Raw genomic sequence first — 21188 nt, 5'->3', positions numbered from 1 at the left:
GGTTCCCGACCGGGAGCATGAGCAGCCCTCCGGGTCCGTTCCGCCGAGTGATCGGCGGAACGGACCCGGGGGCTTCCGGCAGCAGGGCGAGGAAAGTACAAAAAGGACAAACTTGGCATACCCGTCGGCGACGTTGACACCGGCATGGCCAACTGGTGGGCTTTGGCGCGTTGTGGTCGATGCCTGGCGAGGAGGCTCCTGTGCAAGCCCGAGTGTCCGTCGCCGCGGGGCGGCGGTTGAGGCAGCAGCTGGAGCAGAGTCCGGCGCTGCGGGACGTGTTGCAGCACCCGGCGGCGCTCGCGGCGCGGCGGGCGACGGCGCGGACGTGCCGTCAGCTGGCGCCCCGGACGGCGGACCGGCTGATCGCGGATCTCAAGGGCACGGAGCCGCTGCTGGCGTCGGTGCGGGCCGAGCGGGCCCGGGCCTGGACGCCGAGCCGGCGCCGGACGCTGCAGGTGGCGGCGACGCTCTCGGCCGCGGCCGTGGTCGGCGGACTGCTGGTCAGCGGCCCGGCCGCGTACGCCTACAGCCCCGGGCCGGACGTGGTGAGCACCGCGGCGCAGACGCCGCTGGGCAGTGTGAGCAACCCTCAGGTCTTCCCGCGGCCGCAGGAGCAGAGCGTGGCCGGCAGGCCGGTCACGGTGCCCGCCGCGGTGACGCTGGTGACCTCGGCGAAGGCGGACCACGGCGCGGTGGACACCGTGCGCGAGGTGCTGGGCGTGGCCGGGGCCACCACGGTGACGCCGCAGGCGGAGGCCGGGACGCCGGCCGCCGGATCGCTGGTGGTCTACGTCGGCGGACCGGCCGAGGAGGCCGGCGGCGAGGTCGACCGGGCGCTGCGCGAACTGACCGCGGCGGCCGGCGGCAAGGACGGCGGTGCGCCCTCCACGGCGGGGATGCCGGCCGGCGGGTACGTGCTCTCGGCCGGCCAGCTGCCGGCCCCGGGCGGCGGGACGTACGGCGTGGTGGTGCTGGCCGGGGCCGACCAGGCGGGCACCTTCTACGCGGCGCAGAGCATGCGCCAGCTGCTGGCCGCCGTACCGGCCGGACAGGGGCAGGCGCCGGGCGCTGCCGGTCTCGGGCTGCCCGGGATCACGCTGCGCGACTGGCCGTCCGGCGCACCGGTGCGCGGTACCGCGGAGGCGTTCTACGGCACCCCGTGGAGCCAGCAGCAGCGCCTCGACCAGCTGGACTTCCTGGGCCGCTCCAAGCAGAACTTCTACCTCTACGCCCCCGGTGACGACCCGTACCGGCTCTCCCGCTGGCGCGACGCCTACCCGGCGGCCCGGGCCGAGGACCTCAAGGCGCTGACCGCCCGGGCCGGGGCGAACCACGTGACGGCCGGCTACGCGATCGACCCGGGGCAGTCGTTCTGCTACAGCTCGGCCAAGGACGCGGACGCGCTGGTCGCCAAGCTGGACGGGCTCCGGGCGCTCGGCTTCACCGCCTTCCAGCTGCAGTTCCTGGACGTCTCCTACGACGAGTGGCACTGCGGCGACGACCGCTCCAAGTACGGCACCGGTCCGGCCGCCGCCGCCAAGGCGCAGGCCGAGCTGGCGGCCAAGGTGCAGGACCGGCTGATCGCGAAGCACCCAGGGCTGGCGCCGCTGTCCGTGGTGCCGACCGAGTACCACCAGCAGGGCTCCACGCCGTACCGCAAGGCGCTGGCGGCGGCGCTGCCGGCGGGCGTGCAGGTGGCCTGGAGCGGTGTCGGGGTGATCCCGGAGAAGATCACGGGCGCTCAGGCCGCCGAGACCGCCGAGCTGTACGGGCATCCGCTGGTCACCATGGACAACTACCCGGTGAACGACGCCAGCCCGGACCGGCTCTTCCTCGGCGCCTACACCGGCCGGGACGCCGAGGTCGCCACCCGGTCGGCCGTCATGCTGACCGGTGCGATGGAGCAGCCGGTGGCCTCGCGGATCGCCCTGGCGACCGCCGGGGACTTCGCCTGGAACCCGGGCGGGTACAAGCCGGAGGACTCCTGGCAGGCCGCGCTGCGCTCGCTGGCGGGCCCGGCCGGCGCCACCGCCGCCCCGGCCGGGGCGGTCCTGGCCTCCGTCACCGCGCTGGCCGGCAACAGCTCCTCCTCGCCGCTGTCCAAGGAGGAGTCCGGCTACCTCAACCCGCTGCTGGAGCGGTTCTGGGCGACCGCCGAGCCGAACGCCGGCGCGGCGCCCGACCTCGCCCGGCTGATAGAGGCGGCGGCCCCGCTGCGGGAGTCCTTCGCCGCGATGGCGGGCGCCCAGCAGACCCTGAGCGCCACGCCGGCCACCGCCCCGCTGGCCGCCGAGGCCGGCCCCTGGCTGGCCCCGCTGCGCGACTACGGCTTGGCCGGCCAGGCGGCGCTGGACATGCTGCTGGCCCAGCGCGGCGGCGACGGCGCGGCGGCCTGGCGGGCCCGGGTGGAGCTCAACAAGCTGCGCGAGCAGCTCGCCCAGAGCCCGGCGACGGTCGGGGCGGGCGTGCTCGGCCCGTTCCTGGAGCGCGCCGTGCGGGCCGCCGACAACTGGGCCGGCGTGGTCGGCGGCGGGGCCGCCCCGACCACCACCCTGGGCACCGCGCACGACCACCTGCCGGCGCTGATGACCGACGGCGTGGCCGACACCTTCTACTGGAGCTCGGCGCCGCCGCAGCCCGGCGACTCGGTGGGCCTCGACCTCGGCGGCGGCCGCCCGGTCGGCAGCGTCACCGTGCTGATGGGCTCCTGGGGCAGCGGCCCGGACGGCCAGAACGCGCTGGACGACTACATCCACGACGGGGTGCTGGAGTACTCCACCGGCGAGGGCGGCTGGAAGCAGCTCACCCAGGTGAGGAACCAGAAGAGCGTCACCGCCCAGCTGCCCGGCGGGGCGGTCGTGCGCGGGGTGCGGCTGCGGGCCACCGCCGCCCAGAAGACCGCCGTCGCGGTCCGCGAGTTCACCGTGACCGCGCCGGACGAGGCCCCGGCCAGTGTCACCGGCGGCCCGGCCGCGCTGCCCGGCGCCTCGGCCGGCGCCGTGCTGGACGGCAACCCGGACACCGCCTACCGGGCGGCCACCGCGCCGACCGCCGCCGACGAGCCGCTCACCGTCGAGCTGGGCGCGGCCCGGCCGCTGGACCGGCTGACCGTCCTCACCGACCCGACCGTGCGGGCCTCGGCCACCGTCTCGGTGCGGCGCGCCGACGGCAGCTGGGCGGAGATCGGCACCGTGCAGCCCGGCTACAACGAGCTGCCGGCCGGCGGCCAGAGCGCGGACGCCTTCCGGCTGGCCTGGAAGCCCGGCGGGGAGCCGCCGGTCGTCAACCAGGTGATCCCCTGGTACGCGGACGCCCCGGCCGCCCGGCTGAGCCTGGCCGACGCCGCGCTGGACGTGGTGACCGGCGCGGCCGCGCCGGTGCAGGCCCGCGCGATGATCGAGGCGGGCCGGCCGGAGGGCGCGGTGGGCGAGCTGCGCACCGAGGTGCCGGCCGTGGCCAAGGGCCTGACCGTGGCGCCGGCCTCCGGGGTGAGCGTGCCGCGCGGCGGCCGGGTGGGCGTGCCGCTGCTGATCAGCGCCGCGCCGGGGACGCCGTCCGGCACCTACCAGGTGCCGGTGCAGTTCGTGACCGGCTCGACCACCGTGCGGCAGGTGCTGCAGGTGCACGTGGTGCCGCCGACCGGCGGCCCGGACCTCGCCGGCACCGCGAAGGCCGCCTCCTCGGCCGACGAGACCTCGGCCTTCCCCGCCTCGGCGGTGGCCGACGGCGACCCGAAGAGCCGCTGGTCCTCCCCCGCCAAGGACGACGCCTGGGTCCAGCTGGAGCTGCCGAAGGCCGCCCACCTGGGCTCGGCGGTGCTGCACTGGCAGGCCGCGTACGCCTCCTCGTACAAGATCCAGGCCTCGGCGGACGGCGTCTCCTGGACGACGGTGGCGACGGTCGACGACGGCAAGGGCGGCAACGAGACGGTGCGGTTCGACGCGCCGGACGCGAAGTTCCTGCGGGTCCAGGGCGTCGCCCGGGCGACCAAGTACGGCTACTCGCTCTGGGGCGTGGAGCTGTACGCCGTCACCGACCCGGCGACGGCCGGGCAGCCGGCCACGACACCGGGCACCCCGGCGGTACCGGCCACGCCCGCGGTGCCGGCCGCCCCGCCCGCGACCACCGCACCGGTGACGCCGTCCGGATCGCCCTCGCAGAAGCCGTAGCCCACGCGGAAGCCATGGCCCGCGCGGAAGCCGTAGCCCACGCGGAAGCCGTGGCCCGCGCGGAAGCCGTAGCGGAGCCCGCCGCGCGGGGCCGTGACGGGCCCTCGAACGGCGGGCCGCCGCGCTCCCCGATACGGGGTGCGCGGCGGCCCATGAGGCGTACCGGAGATATGACGGGCAAGCCCTTGGTGGAGCGGGGTCAGGCGGAGAGCGGTTCGGCCTGCTCACCGCGGCGGACGGGGGCGGAGTGGGCGCCGTGCGCCCGGGTGAGCGGCAGCGCGTGCGCGGCCTCGGTATGGTCGTGGTGCTCGTACTCGGCCCACTGCGGGGCGTGCAGCTGGTCGCCGCCGCCGTACGGCTCCAGGTAGGGCCGCCAGCGCGGATCCTTGATCCCGGTGCCGATGATGCGCCAGGCCAGGCCGCTGGGCGGGGCGGGCGGGCGCTTCATCCGCCAGCCGAGTTCGGTGAGGTGGCGGTCGGCCTTGGTGTGGTTGCAGCGGCGGCAGGCTGCCACCACGTTGTCCCACCGGTGCTGGCCGCCCCGGCTGCGCGGGATGACGTGGTCGACGCTGGTGGCGGCGGCCCCGCAGTAGACGCAGCGGCCGTGGTCACGGGCGAACAGCGCCCGGCGGGTGAGCGGGACCGGCCCGCAGAACGGGACCCGGACGAAGCGGGTCAGACGGACGACGGACGGCGCCGGAAGGGCGCTGGTGGCGCTGTGCAGAGTGACTCCCGAGTCCTCCAGGCTGACCGCCTTGTGGTTGAGGACCAGGATGAGTGCGCGGCGCATCGATACGACGCCGAGCGGCTCGTAGGACGCGTTGAGGACCAGGACATGCGGCACGGATGCCTCCTTGGACGCCTGCGGCGCGTGGCTCGCGCCGGGACGAGCGGTTCGACCGCGCAACGGGTGCGTGATCTCCCCCAGTGTCGCCTTACGCCTTTGTACGGCGCCACCACTCCTGTGTAACGGAGCGGATGTGAACTCCGGGTGTGGGTTCTGTCATACCCGATATGCCCGGGCGAAGGACGGGTTGCACCCGGGTGCCCTCCCGGAGGACCCTTCGCCCGCTCGGAGCAGCGGGCCACCCGGGTGCCGCCCGGACGGCGCCCGGGCCGTCCCGGCACCGTTCAGGGGCCGCGCGGGGGTCGCCCGGGGGCCCGACCCGGGGCGTGCCGGGGCGTTGACGGGGCGTCCGGGCCGTGGTCACGCGCCCCGGAGCGGCTCCCGCCGGGCGGGTGGCGGCCGCCCGGCGTGTCCGGGGCGCGGCCGGACGGCGGATAGGCTAAGGCGGACGGTCCGCAGGCCCCGGGTGTGCTTCCGCGTCGGCGGGCTGTGCCACGCCCCCTGCAGGAAGGTCCCCGCACGTGTTCAGGTCCGGTGCCGCCGGTCTCCTCGCCGACGCGTCCACGACGCTCTCGTCCACGCCGCCGAGCCCGTCCCCGAGCCCCACGGCCCCGCAGCTGCCGCAGTTCGACCTCAGAATCCCGACCAGCGCGCAGGAGGTCAGCGACACCACCAAGCAGGCGGCCGGCTGGTTCGACTCGCACTGGCAGGACTGGCTGGCCGGCGGGGTGCGGATCGTCTTCATCGTCGTGCTGGCGCTGGTGCTGCGGGCCGTGGTGCGCAAGCTGATCACCCAGTTGATCGCGCGGATGATCAAGCCGAACGAGGCCGACGAGGAGCCCGGCCGGCTCGGCGGGCTGCTGGCCAACACCGGGGTGGTCAACCCCGAGCGCCGGCAGCAGCGCTCCGAGGCGATCGGCTCGGTGCTGCGCAGCGTCGCGTCGTTCAGCATCCTGGGCACGGCCGCGCTGATGGTCCTCTCGGCGCTCGGGGTGAACCTGGCGCCGCTGCTGGCGAGTGCCGGTGTGGCCGGTGTGGCGATCGGTTTCGGCGCCCGCAACCTGGTCACGGACTTCCTCTCCGGGGTCTTCATGATCATGGAGGACCAGTACGGCGTCGGCGACGAGATCGACACCGGGGTGGCCACCGGCACGGTGCTGGAGGTCGGCCTGCGGGTCACCAAGCTGCGCGGCGCGGGCGGCGAGATCTGGTACATCCGCAACGGCGAGGTGAAGCGGATCGCCAACATGAGCCAGGGCTGGTCGACCGCCTCGGTGGACGTCCAGGTCGGCTACAAGGAGGACCTGGCCCGGGTCGAGGCGCTGATCCAGGAGACCGCGGAGACGCTGGCCAAGGAGGCGCCGTTCGACGAGCTGGTCTGGGCGCCGGTCTCGATCCTGGGCGTGGAGTCCGTCGCGGTGGACTCGGTGGTGCTGCGGGTCGAGGCGCGCACCGCCCCGGGCAAGGCGCTGTCGGTCGCCCGGGCGCTGCGGCACCGGCTGAAGACCGCGTTCGACCAGGCCGGGATCAAGGTCAAGGAGGAGCCGCCGGCCGCCGCCGGCGTCGCCGCGGCCACCGGGGCGGCGGCCTCCGGGGTGGTGCTGACGGCCGCCTCGGTGACACCGTCCGCCGACACCGCCCCGCCGTCCGCGCTGGCCGACCCGGCCTCGCCGCGCTACCTCGCGACGGCGCCGATACCGGCTCCCGTCAAGCCCGCCGACGACGCCTCCAAGGCGCCCTGACGGCCCGGGCGCCCGGACGCCGACGGCCCCGCCGCCCGGCCCGGGCGACCCGCGCACCCGGGCGCCGACGGCGCCGGAGCGCGGCGCGAACCGGAGCAAAGCCCCGCCTCCCGGACATCGGGGAGCGGGGCTTCGCGCTGCCCGGTAACGCTTCGGCATCCACCGCCGGAGGGACCATTGACACCCTCCTGACGAGGACCGTACGGTCCTGTCCAAGCGACTGGAAAGTTTCCTAACAGTTCGCTTCGAGCCCACCCGGTGATCACCGTGACGTGTCAGGAGAGGAGGATCCGCGTCGTGAGCAGACCATCCGCCAAGGCCCCCCTCGCCGGCACCCCCAGCCTGCTGCGCGCCATCAACGACCGCGCGGCCCTCGAACTGCTACTGGAGAACGGCCCGCTCTCGCGGACCCAGATCGGCACCCTGACCGGCCTCTCCAAGCCCACCGCCTCCCAGCTGCTGGCCCGCCTGGAGGCGGCCGGGCTCGTCCTGCCGGTGGGCACCACCGCCGGCGGGCCGGGCCCCAACGCGCAGCTGTACCAAGTGAACCCGGCGGCCGGTCACGTCGCCGGCCTGGACGTCACCAACAGCCACGCCCGGATCGCGGTCGCCGACATCACCGGCGTCACGCTGGCCGAGCACGTCGTACCGACCAAGGGCTGGACCGCCGCCGAGACGGTCACCCGGGTCGCCGCGGCCGTCGCCGGGACGGTCCGGGCCGCCGGGCTCGCCGAGGGCGCCCTGCGCACGGTGGCGATCGGCGTCGGCGGCGCGCCCGACCCCGTCACCGGCAAGCTCCGCTACGCCTCCCACCTGCCCGGCTGGCACTCCCCGCGACTGGTGCAGGACCTCTCCGAGGCGATCGGCGCACCGGTGTCGATCGAGAACGACGTGAACCTGGCCGCCGTCGCCGAGCAGGCCTCCGGCGCGGCGCGCGGGTTCGAGGACTTCGTCCTGCTCTGGGCCGGCGAGGGCATCGGCGCGGCGATCGTGATCGCCGGCCGGCTGCACCGCGGCTTCACCGGGGGCGCCGGAGAGGTCGGCTACATGCCCGTCCCCGGCTCGCCGGTGGTGCGGGACGTCCGCCGCCGCAACTCCGGCGGGTTCCAGGAGCTGGCCGGCGCACCCGCCGTCCGGGCCCTGGCCCGGGAGTACGGGCTCGGCGCGCCCAGCGCGGAGGAGTCGCTCGCCAAGGCCCTGGCGACCCCGGGGGCCGGCGACGAGTTCCTCGCCGCGCTGGCCGGCCGGCTCGCCGTCGGACTGGCCGCGATCGTCGCCGTCGTGGACCCCGAGCTCGTGGTGGTCTCCGGCGGCGTGCCGAACGCGGGCGGCGAGCGGCTGCGCGCCCTCGTCGAGGAGGAGCTGGCCCGGATCTCGATCGCCCGGCCGGAGGTCCGCAGCAGTGCCCTGCCCGGCTCACCCGTCCTGCTCGGCGCACTGCAACGCGCCCTGGCAGCCGCTCGCGAGGCGGTCTTCTCCACGCACTGAAGGCCGCCCCACCGCGGCCCCCGCCGCACCGCCCACCGCCGGTTCCCACCGCACCGAAGCCCTGCACCAAAGCCCCTGCACACCTCTCCCCAACCCCCTTACGCGGGACCAGAGGCAATGACGCCTGCCCGCGCGCCCCCAGGAGGATCTCGAAGTGCACTCCACCACCTCTCGCAGAAGCCGCCGGACGATCGCCGCCGTGACCGGCAGCGCCGTACTGGCCCTGCTCGCCACCGCCTGCACCGGGTCCAGCGACGGCGGCGGCAGCGACGACTCCGCCTCCGGCAAGGACGTCACCATCAGCTTCTGGCACGGCTGGAGCCAGGACTCCGAGGTGAAGGCGATCAACGACAACATCGCCGCCTTCGAGAAGGCCCACCCGAACATCCACGTCAAGACGACCGGCAACATCGCCGACGACAAGGTCAACCAGGCGCTGCGGGCCGGCGGCGACGCGGCCCCCGACGTGGTCTCCTCCTTCACCACCAACAACGTCGGCATGTTCTGCTCGACCAAGGCCTTCGCCGACCTCAAGCCCTTCCTCGCCAAGGACAACATCGACGCGGCCAAGACCTTCCCGGCCGCGATGCTCAACTACACGCAGTACCAGGGCAACCAGTGTTCGCTGCCGCTGCTCGGCGACGCCTTCGGCCTGTACTACAACAAGGCCGCCTTCGCCGCCGCCGGCATCACCGCCGCGCCGAAGACCTTCAGCGAGTTCGCCGCCGCCGCGGCCGCGCTGACCGTCCCCGAGGGCGACGGCTACAAGCAGCTCGGCTTCATGCCGCTGTACCACGGCTACGAGTCGACCACCGAGCACTTCCTCGGCCAGTGGGGCCCCAGCTACTTCGACGGCTCCGGCAAGTCGAACCTCGCCACCGACCCCAAGATCGCCTCGATGCTGACCTGGCAGAAGGGCCTGGTCGACAAGCTCGGCGGCTACGACAAGCTGGACAAGTTCCGCGCCACCTTCGGCGAGGAGTTCAGCGCCAAGAACCCCTTCCACACCGGCCAGGTGGCGATGGCCATCGACGGTGAGTGGCGGACCGCCTCGCTGGCCGAGAACAAGCCCGACTTCGAGTGGGCCACCGCGCCGTTCCCGGTGCCGGACGACCAGGTCGACACCTACGGCCGCGGCTACCAGACCGGCACCATCGTCGGCATCGCCAGCACCAGCAAGAAGCAGGCCGCCGCCTGGGAGCTGGTCAAGTTCCTGACCACCGACACCGACGCGGTGGTCAGCTTCGCCAACGCGATCCACAACGTGCCGAGCACCTTCGACGCGCTCAACTCGCCGAAGCTGATCAGCGACGCGAACTTCAAGACCTTCCTGGACATCGCCAAGAACCAGCACTCCGGCACCACGCCGGCGAGCGTCAACGGCGGCGCGTACATCGTGTCGCTGCAGAACCTCGGCTACGCCTACGAGTCCGGTCAGCAGAAGGACCTCCCGGCCGGCCTGACGGCCACCGCCAAGGAGATCGACGCCGCCATCGCCCAGGCCAAGTAGCCAGCGGCCCACGGAGCTCCCATGTCACTCGCGTTCGGCACCCGCAAGGGCCCCGGATCGACCGACCCGGCGGCGCCCTCCACGCAGCACCTGCTGCGCCGGAAGCGCCGCCGGGAGGCGGCCCGCACCCTCGCCTTCCTCTCCCCCTGGCTGATCGGCTTCGGCGTCTTCTTCCTGTACCCGCTGATCTCGACGGTCTACTTCTCCTTCACCAAGTACAACGGCTTCGGCTCGCCGGCCTTCACCGGCCTGCAGAACTGGGACTACGTCTTCAACGACCTCCCGGCGTTCTGGCAGGGCCTGCGCAACACCGTCTGGCTGGTCTTCATCATGGTCGGCCTGCGGGTGGCCTTCGGCCTCGGCATCGGCCTGCTGATCACCAAGGTCAAGACCGGCGCCGGCTTCTTCCGCACCGCGTTCTACCTGCCGTACCTGGCACCGCCGGTGGCCGCGACCGTCGCCTTCGCCTTCCTGCTCAACCCCGGCACCGGCCCGGTCAACCACTTCCTCGGCGAGATCGGACTGCCGCAGCCCGGCTGGTTCTCCGACCCGTCCTGGTCCAAGCCCTCGCTCACCATGCTCGCCATGTGGGGGATCGGCGACCTGATGGTCATCTTCATGGCGTCCCTGCTGGACGTCCCGAAGGAGCAGTACGAGGCCGCCGAACTGGACGGCGCCGGCCCGCTCCAGCGGTTCCGGTTCGTCACCCTGCCGAACATCTCGCCGATCATCATGTTCGCGGTGGTCACCGGCGTCATCCAGACCATGCAGTACTACACGCAGGCGATCGTCGCCGGGAAGGTGGCCGGCGGCAACGCGGGCAACTCCGGGCAGCAGTTCGAACCCGGCTACCCGCAGGGCTCCACCTGGACCCTGCCGCAGATGGTCTACAACCTCGGCTTCCAGCGCTTCAACTACGGCGCGGCGTGCGTCGTCGCCCTGGTGCTGTTCGCCATCTCGATGGCGGTCACCTCGGTCCTGCTCCGCCGCAAGTCCGGCTTCATGTCGAACGACGACTAGGGCCCAGTGAGGACACGATCATGACTCTCAGCTCCACCCTCACGGCGCAGGCCCCCGCGAAGGGGCCCGCCCGGCGCGGCGCCCCCACCGCCGCCGCCCGCGCCGCCCGCCGCCGCGCGCTGCTCAACTGGGTGGCCGTGCACTCGCTCGCCATCGCCGCCACGCTGTTCTTCCTGCTGCCGTTCGTCTTCGCCTTCCTCACCTCCGTCATGACGGACAACCAGGCGCTCACCACGGACTACTGGCCGACCTCCTGGGAGTGGGGCAACTACGCCAAGGTCTGGAACACGCCCGGCTTCCTCACCTGGTGGCGCAACACCCTGCTGTACGCCGGCCTCGGCACCGCGCTGACCATCGTCTCCAGCCTGCCGGTGGCCTACGCGCTCGCCAAGTTCCGCTTCCGAGGCCGCAATCTGGCGCTGATGGCCGTCATCTCGATGATGATGCTGCCGCCGCAGGTCACCATCATCCCGATGTACCTGTTCTGGGCGAAGGAGCTCGGGCTGAGCGGCTCGCTCTGGCCGCTGATCATCCCGATGGCCTTCGGGGACGCCTTCTCCATCTTCCTGCTGCGGCAGTTCCTGATGACCATCCCCAAGGAGTACATCGAGGCGGCCCGGATCGACGGCTGCGGCGACCTGCGCACCCTGCTCAAGGTCGTGCTGCCGATGGCCAAGCCGGCCATCGCCGCCGTCGCCCTGTTCCAGTTCTTCTACTGCTGGAACGACTACTTCGGCCCGCAGATCTACGCCAGCAACAAGCCCGGCGCCTGGACCCTCTCCTACGGCCTGGAGTCGTTCAAGGGCGCCCACCACACCAACTGGAACCTCACCATGGCCGCCACCCTGCTGGTGATGGCGCCGGTGATCGTCCTCTTCTTCTTCGCACAGAAGGCCTTCATCGAAGGCGTGACACTGACAGGGGTCAAGGGCTGATGTCCGCACTGAAGTTGGCCATCGTGGGTGGCGGTTCGACGTACACCCCCGAACTCATCGACGGTTTCGCCCGGCTGCGCGACACCCTGCCGATCGCCGAACTCGTCCTGATCGACCCGGCCGCCGACCGGCTGGAGCTGATCGGCGGGCTGGCCCGGCGGATCTTCGCCAAGCAGGGGCACGGCGCCGTGGTCACCACGACGACCGACGTCGAGGCGGGCGTCGCCGACGCCGACGCGGTGCTGCTGCAGCTGCGGGTCGGCGGGCAGGCGGCCCGCAACCAGGACGAGACCTGGCCGCTGGAGTGCGGCTGCGTCGGCCAGGAGACCACCGGGGCGGGCGGCCTGGCCAAGGCCCTGCGCACGGTGCCGGTGGTGCTGGACATCGCCGAGAAGGTCCGCCGGACCAACCCCGACGCGTGGATCATCGACTTCACCAACCCGGTCGGCATCGTGACCCGGGCGCTGCAGCGCGCCGGGCACAAGGCCGTCGGCCTGTGCAACGTCGCGATCGGCTTCCAGCGGCGGTTCGCCGGGCACCTCGGCGTCGACCCCGAGCTGATCCGCCTCGACCACGTCGGCCTCAACCACCTCACCTGGGAGCGCGGCGTCACCCTGCTCGACGCCCCGGGCGCGACCACCGGGCGCGAGGTACTGCCGGAGCTGCTCACCGGCTTCGGCAAGGAGATCGCGGACGACATCCGGCTGCCGCGGCGCGTCGTCGAGCGCCTCGGCGTGGTGCCCTCCTACTACCTGCGGTACTTCTACCAGCACGACCTGGTCGTGGAGGAGCTGAAGGTCAAGGGCTCCCGGGCCGCCGAGGTCGCCGAGATCGAGCGGCAGCTGCTGGAGATGTACGCCGACCCGGCCCTGGACACCAAGCCGGAGCTGCTCGGGCAGCGCGGCGGCGCGTTCTACTCCGAGGCCGCCGTCCAGCTGATCGCCGCCCTGCTGGGCACCGGCGGCAGGACGTCCGTGCAGGTGGTGAACGCCCGCAACGACGGCGTGCTGCCGTTCCTGCCCGACGACGCCGTGATCGAGGTGCCCGCCGAGGTGGACGCCGCCGGCGTGCGCCCGCTGCCGCAGCGCCCCGTCGAGCCGCTGTACGCCGGCCTCATCGCCGCGGTGACCTCGTACGAGCGGCTCGCCCTCGACGCCGCCCTGCACGGCGGCCGCGACCGGGTCTTCGACGCCCTGCTCGCCCACCCGCTGGTCGGCCAGATCGAACTCGCCGACCAGCTGACGGACCGGCTGCTCGCCCACAACCGCGAGCACCTCGCCTGGGCCTGACGTGCCCGTTCCGTCCGGCCCGCGCCCCCGGCCGCCGTCGCCGCCGACCGCGGCGACGGCCCGCCGGGCCGCGAGGAGACCGACCACCCCCGGCCGGGGACAACGGCCGGGCCACGTACGAGCCGCGGGGACCTCATGACCCACCAGCCCGAACCACTACTGCCCGGCGTTCTCGCCATCGACGCGGGCAACTCCAAGACCGACGTCGCCCTGATCGGCGCCGACGGCACCGTGCTCGGCGCCGCCCGGGGCGGCGGCTTCGCACCGCAGAAGATCGGTGGCGCGGCGGCCGTCGCCGGCCTCGCGCCGCTGGTCGAGGAGGCGGCCACCGCTGCCGGGCTGACCTTCCGCAGCGGTGTGCTGACCACCCACGTCAGCGCCTGCCTCGCCAACGCCGACCTCCCGGTGGAGGAGGCCGCCCTGCGCACCGCCCTGGAATCGCACCCCTGGGGCCTCAGCAACACCGTCGTCAACGACACCTTCGGCCTGCTGCGGGCCGGCACCGACGGCCCGCGCGGCGTGGCCGTCGTCTGCGGGGCCGGCATCAACTGCGTCGGCCTGCTGCCCGACGGCCGCACCGCCCGGTTCCCCGCCCTCGGCGAGCTGACCGGCGACTGGGGCGGCGGCAGCGGCCTCGCCGTCAGCAGCATGTGGCACGCCGTCCGCGCCGAGGACGGCCGCGGCGGCCCGACCGGGCTCGCCCGCGCCATCGCCGAGCACTTCGGCCTGCCGGACACCGGCGCCGTCGCCGAGGCGATCCACCTCGGGCACCTGCCCTTCGGGCGGCTGCACGAGATCGTCCGGGTGCTGTTCGCGGTGGCGGAGACCGGCGACCCGGTCGCCCTGGAGCTGATCGACCGGCAGGCCGACGAGATCACCCGGCTCGCCGTCGTCGCGCTGCGCCGCCTGGACCTGCTGGACGAGCCCACCCCGCTGGTGCTCGGCGGCGGGGTGCTCTCCTCCCGGCAGCCGCTGCTGCTCGACAACCTGACGGCGCGCCTGGCCGCGGCGGCGCCGCTGGCCGAGCCGCGGGTCGTCGTGGCGCCGCCGGTGCTCGGCGCCGCGCTGCTCGGCCTCGACCACCTCGCGGCCGGGCCGGCGGCCCAGGCCCGGGTGCGCGAGGCGTACGACCCGGCCCACCCGGTCGCCGCCTGACCCACCGCAGGCCCCCGAGACTCCGCCCCCGACAGGTCCGCACACCCGTCGGGGGCGGTCCCCGTGCGGCGGGCGCCGGGGGCGGTGGCGGCGCGGGTGCCGGGCCTTCCCCCGGCGACCGCGGCCGCGCAGCCGTGTTGTCGCCGCGGCCGTTCTGCCACCGTGACCGCGGCCGCGCGAGAAGTCGGACCGGCCGACTTCTCGCGCCGTGCGGCCTTGACCTCAACCGCACTTCATGGTGTGGGATGGGCATCGACGGCGGCGCACGCCGCCGGGGATCGTGGCCGGTCGAACGACGCGGTCGATGCCCCGTCCGTAGGGTGACGACCGGCCTCGGGCCAGTGGGCCGCCTCCGCACCCGATCGTGCCGGAGGCGGCCCCGGGCCCCGTCCGGCCGGGTCGGCTCGCCCGATCCGGTCGACAGGGCGGCCGCCGATGGCGCAGAGTCGCGGCATGCCCCGACTTCCGCTGCCGTCCCTCCCGGCCCACTACCGGAGCCGGGCCGCCACCCCGGCCGACGCACCGGCGATCCACCGGCTGGTCGCCGCCCGCGAACGCGAGCTGCCCGGCGGCGCCGGCGGCGGGGCCGAGCACGCGGTCGACGGCGTGGCCGCCGACCTGGCCCTGCCCGGTCTGGACCCGGCCCGCGACACGCTGCTGGTGCTGGACGCGGCGGGCACCGTGGTCGCCCGGGCCTGGGTGCACGGCGGCCGGCGGAGCAAGGTGGACGTCCACCCGGCGCACCGGGGCCAGGGGTTGGGCGGCGCGCTGCTCGACTGGGTCGAGGCGCGGGCCCGGGAGCTGGGCAGCGAGCGGCTCTCGCAGACCGTCCGGGACGGCGACCGCGCCGCCGACGCGCTGCTGCGTTCGCGCGGGTACGGGCCGTTCGTCACGCAGTGGCTGCTGGAGATCGCGCTGCCCGCCGGGCCGGCGGCGCCCGTACCACCGGACGGGATCACCGTCCGGCCGTTCCGCGCCGGCGACGAGCGGGCCGCGTACCGGCTCACCGAGGACGCGTTCGACGAGTGGCAGGTGCGGCGCAAGCCCTACGAGGAGTGGGCGCGGCACACCGTCGAGCGGGACACCTTCGCGCCCGCGCTCTCCCCGGTCGCGTTCGCGGGCGGGGAGATGGTCGGCGCGGTGCTGTCGCTGGACCTGCCGGACACCGGCGAGGGCTACATCGAGCGGGTCGCGGTCCGGCGGGACCACCGCGGCCGGGGCGTCGCCCGGGCGCTGTTGCGGGAGGCGTTCGCCGCGTTCCACCGGCGCGGCCGGCGGGCCTGCACGCTGTGGACGCACTCGGAGACCGGCGCGCTCGCGCTCTACCAGCGGGTGGGGATGACCGTCCGGCTCGGCTCGACGGTGTACGGCAAGCCGCTCCACCCGGGCGGGGCCGGCGGGCCGGCCCGATCGGGCGCGTGAGCCGGCCGTTCGGACCCGCCGGGAAGTTACCGTTCGGTAGGCTCCGGGCCGGGGTCGTCGATCGACGCAGGAGCAGGGGGCGCACACGATGGAGCAGCGACGGACCGCGGTGGTGTCGGGCGGCGGGACGGGGATCGGCCGGGCCGTCGCCGCCGAACTCGCCGGACGCGGCTACCGGGTGGCGATCGTCGGACGACGGGCCGAGGTGCTGGCGAAGGCCGCCGCGGAGATCGGGGGCGACGTGGTGCCGGTCGCGGCCGACCTCACGGTGGCCGCCGAGGTCGCGGCGGCGGCCGAGGCGATCGCGGCACTCGGCCCGGTGGACGTGCTGGTCAACAACGCGGGCGCGGTGATCACCCCGCCCGCCGACGCCTCCCTCGAAGCCCTGGCCGAGGCCTGGCGGCGGGACCTGGACACCAACCTCCTGTCCGCCGTCCTGCTCACCGGCGCGCTCGCCGACCGGCTGCGCCGACCGGGCGGCCGGGTGATCCTGATCAGCTCCGCCGCCGCCCAGCGCGGCGGGGCCGGCCCGCACTCGGCCGGTTCCTACGCCGCCGCCAAGGCCGCCCTGCACGGCTGGGGCTTCGGCCTCGCCCGGCAGTTCGGCCCGGAGGGCATCACCGTCAACATGCTCGCCCCCGGCTACGTCGAGTCCACCGAGATCTTCGGCAGCGGCTGGACGCCGGAGTTCCACGCCGACAAGATCGCCGCCACCCTGGTCGGCCGGGCCGGCACCCCGGAGGACGTGGCGGCAGCCGTCGCCTACCTGGCCTCCCCGGAGGCCGGCTACGTCACCGGCCAGGTCATCGGGGTCAACGGCGGCGCCGTCCTGGGCCTTTGAGGCCGATCAGCGGACGCGCACCGGGCAGGCCGGTCCCGCCCGGTGCGGACCCGTCGGCGGGCCGGCGGCTCCCGGGCCGGGCGCCTCACCACCGGCTTGCTACGCCAACCCGCGCCGGCTGCGGCCGGGACAGCGGACCCGCGCGCGGCCGGGCGCCCTCGCCCGGGACCGGGCGACGACCGGCCGGGGCCCGGGCGGGCGCGGGGGCGGGCCCGGGGGTCAGCGGCGGCCGGCCGCCAGGAGGGCGGGGAGGGTGGCGAACTTGACCCGGGGACGGCCGGCGGCCTCACCGAGGGCGCGCTCGGCGCGGTCGATGGCCCGCAGCTGCTTCAGCCCGACGGCGTCCGGCCGCCGGCTGCGGACCAGCCGGGCCAACTCCCGTCGGGTGCCGGACGAATCGGGCAGCGCACCGGCCGCGGCATCGTCCAGCAGGGCCTCCACGGTCTCCTGCGCGCAGGCCCGGTTGGCCCCGATCCCGCCGGACGGGCCGCGCTTGGCCCAGCCCACGACGTAGGTGCCGGGCAGCGGCCGGCCGGTCTCCGGGTCGATCACGCGGCCGCCCCGGTGCGGCACGGCCGCGGCGGCGGCGTCGAAGGGCAGACCGGGCACGGGGACGCCCCGGTAGCCGATGGACCGCACCACCAGCCCGGCCCGGAGGGTGCCGTGCTCGCCGGTGGGTTCGGCACGCGGACCGTCGGGGCCGGCCACGAGCGCCGTCCCGCCGAGCCGGACGCCCTCGACGCGGCCCGTGCCCAGGAGTTCGGTGGGCGCGGCGAAGAAGCGCAGCACGATCCGGCGGCCGGGGCGCGGCAGCTCGCCGCCGTCGACGTGCTCCAGCGGCAGCCCGGCGAGCAGCGCGGCCTTGGAGCCCTCCGGCGCGGCGGCGATCGCGGCGCGGACCTCGGGGTGGTCCTCGACGACGAGTTCGACGCCGGGCAGGTGCTGGAGCGCGAGGAACTCGGACCGCGTCCAGGCCGCCTGCTCGGGCCCCCGGCGGGCGAGCAGCACCACCTCCCGCACCCGGCTGTTCCGCAGGGCGGCGAGGGCGTGGTCGGCGATGTCGGTCGCGGCGAGCCGGTCCGGGTCGAGCAGCAGGATCCGGGCGACGTCCACGGCGACGTTGCCGTTGCCGACGACGACCGCCCGCTCGGCGGAGAGGTCGACGGCCTCGGCCGGGACGGTCGGGTCGGCGTTGTACCAGCCGACGAAGGTGGTGGCGGGCAGGCTGCCGGGGAGGTCCTCGCCGGGCAGGCCGAGCCGGCGGTCGGTGGCGGCGCCGACCGCGTACACGACCGCGTGGTGGTGGGCGGCCAGTTCGGCGTGGCTGAGGTCCTTGCCGATCTCGACGTTGAGGTGGACCCGCAGCCGGGGGTGGTGGAACACGCTCGCGAAGCTCTCGGCGATCCGCTTGGTCGACTGGTGGTCGGGGGCGACGCCGTGCCGCAGCAGGCCGCCGGCGACCGGCAGCCGGTCGATCATGGTGATCTCCGCGCCGGTGGTGCGCAGCAGCGACTGGGCGGTGTAGCTCGCGGACGGGCCGGTGCCGACGATCGCTATCCGCAGCGGCCCGAGGTCGTCCGGCAGGCTCCGGGGGAAGGTCGGCGCTCCCCAGCTGTGGTCGGCCGGGTGGTCCCGGTAGTAGTCGCGGTTGAGCTCCCCGAAGACGGTGTCGGGGCCGGCGAGCCGGTCGACGGGGTAGACGGCGTCGACCGGGCAGGCGTCCGCGCAGGCGCCGCAGTCGATGCAGGCGACCGGGTCGATGAAGAGCATGTCGGTACGGCCGAACTCCGGCTCGTCCGGGGTGGGGTGGATGCAGTTGACCGGGCAGACGAACACGCACGAGGCGTCGTTGCAGCAGGTCTGGGTGATCGCGTAGGCCATGGCCGGGTGGGGTCCTCGCTGCGTGGGGGGGCGGTCGGGTCACGCCGGGTCGGGTCGGGCGCAGGCGTCGAGCCGGTCGGCGCGGGCGTCGGCCGGCTCTCGGGGCGGGACGGATCGGGGTCGGGACGGGGTCGGGACGGGGCGGCGTCGCGGTCGCGTCGGCGAGCGCCGGCTCGGGTCGGCTCGGGTCAGAGCATGTCGACGCGGCGGTAGACCGCGGCCGCGGAGCTGTTGAGCAGCCCGGCCTCGCCGAGGAAGGCCATCAGGTGGCTGGAGCTGGTGCGCATCATCGCCTTGCGGTGCTGGTTGGCCCGCACCTCGGCCAGCGCCCGCTCGGTGTCCAGCCCGGCGGCCCGGTACACGCCCCGGTGGACCATGCTGCTGACGATGACGTAGGCCGCCACCGCGATGCCGGTCCCGGCGGCCCGCCGACGGGCGCGGCCGGCGCCGCGCAGCCGCTCGCGGATCTCCTGGCGGGCGAACTTCATGTGCCGCGATTCCTCGACGACATGGATCCGGGACGTCCCGCGGACGATGTCCAGGACGTTCTCGCCGCGCATCCAGTCGCGCTGCATGACGTCGAGCACCTCTTCGGCCACCAGGATCCCGCCGTAGGCGAGTTCACCCTTGGCGGTGGCCTTGAAGAGGCGGCCGGCCTGGGCGATCACCGCAGCCGGCCGGTACTGCGGGACGCCCATCTTCTCGCAGGCGCGCGCGAACATGATCGAGTGCCGGCACTCGTCGGCTATCTCGGTGAGGGCGAAGCGGAACTCGGCGCTGGCCGGGTTCTTCAGGTACTGGTCGCGCAGCACCATCTGCTGCAGGATCATCTCGAACCAGATGCCGGTGGTCATGATCGAGCAGACCTCGTGCCGGGTGAGGGTGACCCGCTGCCGCTCGGTCATCTCGTCCCACAGCCGGGTGCCGTAGAGCGTGCTCCACTCGGGGTTGAGCCCGTAGCCGTCCTCGGGGAGCGGCGCCTCCCAGTCGATCTCGGTCGCCGGGTCGTAGGAGAGGGTCGCGGCCGAGTCGAGCAGTCGCTTCGAGACGTCGTCGTCGGCCGAGGTGTGAGCGTGGATCCCTGCTGCCGTGCCGGGGTGAGCCATGGCTGCCTCCAGGTGCGTGCCCTGCGCGGGGTTCCCGCCCGCCCCGCTTATTAGACGGAGAGTACAATAAGAGGCCGGGCGCGAGAAGCCCTCGCGCACCGGCCTCCGGCGGAACCCGGGCGGCGCGTCAGCATGGCGGCCCGTCAGGTGTCGCATCCACTCGGGCGTTGCGGGCCGTCAGGCGTTGCGGTCCCTCGGGCGTTGCGGTCCCTCGGGCATCGCGGCCCGTCACGCTGCCGGGGGTTTCACGCGTTCGGGCTGAGCGCCAGCCGGAGTGCCCCGGCGGCCTCCGCCGTGGCCTCGCGGAACCGCCGGCCTATCCCCAGGTAGTTGATGTAGCCGTGGATCAGGTCGGGCTGGCGGCTGAGCGCGACCACCACGCCCGCCTCGCGCAGCCGCTCGGCGTACGCCTCCCCCTCGTCGCGCAGCGGGTCGAAGCCCGCGGTGGCGATGTACGCGGGCGGCAGGCCGGTCAGGTCGGGGGTGAGCAGCGGGGAGAGCCGGGGGTCCGAGCGGTCCACGCCCTCGGGTGCGTAGTGGTCGGCGAACCAGTCCATGTGCGCGCTGGTGAGGAGGAACCCGTCGGCGAACAGCTCCCGGGACGGGCGGCGCCGGGAGGCGTCGACGGCCGGGTAGAAGAGCAGCTGGAACGCGGGCGCGGGCCCGCCGCGCCGGACCGCCAGCTGGGCGGTGACGGCCGCCAGGTTGCCGCCGGCGCTGTCGCCGCCGACCGCGATCCGGTCCGGGTCCACGCCGAGGTCGGCGGCCTCGGCGTGGGCGTGGTCGAAGGCGGCCAGCGCGTCGTCCACGGCAGCCGGGAAGACGTGCTCCGGGGCCAGCCGGTACTCGACCGAGAGCACCCGGACACCCGCGTGCCGGGCGAGGAAGCGCGCGGTGTTGTCGTGGCTGGTCCGGGTGCCGAGTACCCAGCCGCCGCCGTGGAAGAAGACCAGCAGCCCGGACGGGGCGGCCAGGCCGTCCGGCGTGTACAGGGTGGCCGGCAGTTCGCCGTGCTCGACCGGGATCCGGATCTCGCGGGTGGCCACCGGCTCGATCACCGGGCCGCTCACCAGGTGGCGGCCGTGGTCCAGCCCGACCCGTGACGCGGCCACTCCGGCGGGCCTGACCAGGTGGTTCCCGGAGATCCGCTGGAGGCTCAGCAGCAGTTGGGCGTCGAGGGCCAGCCGCTGGCCGTCCCGTCGGACGGGCGCGCCGGCGATCAGCCGGCGCAGCGGCCGCGGCAGCGCGTAGGCCGCGCGGACGGCGGCGGCCTGGGCACGGACCTGGACCGGGATCGGGGCCGGTGCCGGTGCCCGGGTCGGGATCGTCATGGTGCCTCCTGCGTGGTCGGGGCCCGGGCCGGCCGCTCGCGGTGGACCGGCAGGACGGCTCGGGATCGAGGCGGCTCAGCGTAGTGTTACTCGCCGGTTCGGCCCAGCGGGCCCCTTCGTGTGTCCGGTCGGTGACGGCCCGGGCCTCGCGCGATGTCCGCGCGGCGGATGCCGGGCGCCCGGCGGTCCTCGACCGGACGGGCGCGGGCCGGGACGGGCCCCGGCCCGGCGCACCGACCGCACCCCGAGCCCGTGGGACACCCCGGCAACGCCTGACGGGACACCCCGGCCCGGGCCCCGCACAGGCCCCGGCCCGGCCGCCGCCGGTAGCCCGCCGTGACTGGCGGCGAAGCGCGCCGGAGGGATGATGGAGAAGCCCCGGGCCAGGCAGCGGGGAGTACGGAGCGGCGCGCTCGCGGCCGGAGGAGAGGAGCGACCGGATGAGCACGGTG

14 protein-coding genes are annotated in these 21188 nt (G+C 74.8%); 10 read left to right on the top strand and 4 right to left on the bottom strand.

Translation table 11 applies throughout. The features are described 5' to 3' along the window. Nucleotides 1-200: 200 nt before the first annotated feature. Complete coding sequence (locus tag ABZ495_RS04965) at nt 201-4169, top strand: beta-N-acetylglucosaminidase domain-containing protein (RefSeq protein WP_359834472.1); 3969 nt, start codon at nt 201-203, stop codon at nt 4167-4169. Nucleotides 4170-4368: 199 nt separating this feature from the next. On the opposite strand, the gene ABZ495_RS04960 is transcribed toward ABZ495_RS04965, so the two are convergent. After that, on the bottom strand, nt 4369-5013 hold the full coding sequence (locus tag ABZ495_RS04960; RefSeq protein WP_352293908.1) for an HNH endonuclease: 645 nt from the start codon (nt 5011-5013) through the stop codon (nt 4369-4371). Between the two features lie 524 nt (nt 5014-5537). Between ABZ495_RS04960 and ABZ495_RS04955 the strand changes: the two genes are divergently transcribed. From ABZ495_RS04955 to ABZ495_RS04915, 9 genes are all read left to right on the top strand, one after another. Continuing rightward, the gene (locus tag ABZ495_RS04955) at nt 5538-6758 is read left to right on the top strand and encodes a mechanosensitive ion channel family protein (protein ID WP_329489970.1); all 1221 of its coding nucleotides are present in this window, start codon (nt 5538-5540) and stop codon (nt 6756-6758) included. Between the two features lie 297 nt (nt 6759-7055). Continuing rightward, nucleotides 7056-8246, top strand: coding sequence for an ROK family transcriptional regulator (locus tag ABZ495_RS04950; RefSeq protein ID WP_329489969.1), 1191 nt, complete (start codon nt 7056-7058; stop codon nt 8244-8246). A gap of 199 nt (nt 8247-8445) precedes the next feature. Continuing rightward, nucleotides 8446-9756 carry an extracellular solute-binding protein gene (locus ABZ495_RS04945; RefSeq protein ID WP_359809007.1) on the top strand — a complete coding sequence of 437 codons (1311 nt, stop codon included), beginning with the start codon at nt 8446-8448 and terminating at the stop codon, nt 9754-9756. A gap of 21 nt (nt 9757-9777) precedes the next feature. Next, nucleotides 9778-10776, top strand: a complete 999-nt coding sequence (locus ABZ495_RS04940; protein ID WP_359809008.1) for a sugar ABC transporter permease — start codon at nt 9778-9780, stop codon at nt 10774-10776. A 20-nt stretch (nt 10777-10796) separates the two neighbouring features. Beyond that, nucleotides 10797-11711 carry a carbohydrate ABC transporter permease gene (locus ABZ495_RS04935; RefSeq protein ID WP_329489966.1) on the top strand — a complete coding sequence of 305 codons (915 nt, stop codon included), beginning with the start codon at nt 10797-10799 and terminating at the stop codon, nt 11709-11711. A gap of 8 nt (nt 11712-11719) precedes the next feature. Beyond that, nucleotides 11720-13000, top strand: a complete 1281-nt coding sequence (locus ABZ495_RS04930) for a 6-phospho-beta-glucosidase (protein ID WP_359834602.1) — start codon at nt 11720-11722, stop codon at nt 12998-13000. A gap of 135 nt (nt 13001-13135) precedes the next feature. After that, entirely contained in the window at nt 13136-14155 is a 1020-nt protein-coding gene (locus ABZ495_RS04925) for a BadF/BadG/BcrA/BcrD ATPase family protein (RefSeq protein ID WP_329489965.1), read from the top strand. 453 nt (nt 14156-14608) lie between these two features. Next, the gene (locus ABZ495_RS04920; protein ID WP_359834470.1) at nt 14609-15577 is read left to right on the top strand and encodes a GNAT family N-acetyltransferase; all 969 of its coding nucleotides are present in this window, start codon (nt 14609-14611) and stop codon (nt 15575-15577) included. Nucleotides 15578-15665: 88 nt separating this feature from the next. Beyond that, nucleotides 15666-16418, top strand: coding sequence for an SDR family oxidoreductase (locus ABZ495_RS04915; protein ID WP_359834468.1), 753 nt, complete (start codon nt 15666-15668; stop codon nt 16416-16418). Nucleotides 16419-16637: 219 nt separating this feature from the next. Here the strand turns inward: ABZ495_RS04915 and ABZ495_RS04910 are convergent, their stop codons facing one another. From ABZ495_RS04910 to ABZ495_RS04900, 3 genes are all read right to left on the bottom strand, one after another. Beyond that, entirely contained in the window at nt 16638-18299 is a 1662-nt protein-coding gene (locus tag ABZ495_RS04910) for an FAD-dependent oxidoreductase (RefSeq protein ID WP_359834466.1), read from the bottom strand. Nucleotides 18300-18487: 188 nt separating this feature from the next. Next, nucleotides 18488-19405 (bottom strand): diiron oxygenase, encoded by a 918-nt coding sequence (locus ABZ495_RS04905; protein ID WP_359809014.1) that lies wholly within the window; start codon nt 19403-19405, stop codon nt 18488-18490. A gap of 245 nt (nt 19406-19650) precedes the next feature. Next, entirely contained in the window at nt 19651-20736 is a 1086-nt protein-coding gene (locus tag ABZ495_RS04900; RefSeq protein ID WP_359809016.1) for an alpha/beta hydrolase, read from the bottom strand. Nucleotides 20737-21188 lie beyond the last annotated feature (452 nt).

The organism is Kitasatospora sp. NPDC005748, assembly GCF_040630735.1.
Taxonomy (GTDB): domain Bacteria; phylum Actinomycetota; class Actinomycetes; order Streptomycetales; family Streptomycetaceae; genus Kitasatospora.
Note: the sequence above shows the minus strand (reverse complement) of the source record. Positions and strands in the feature narration are given on the sequence as shown.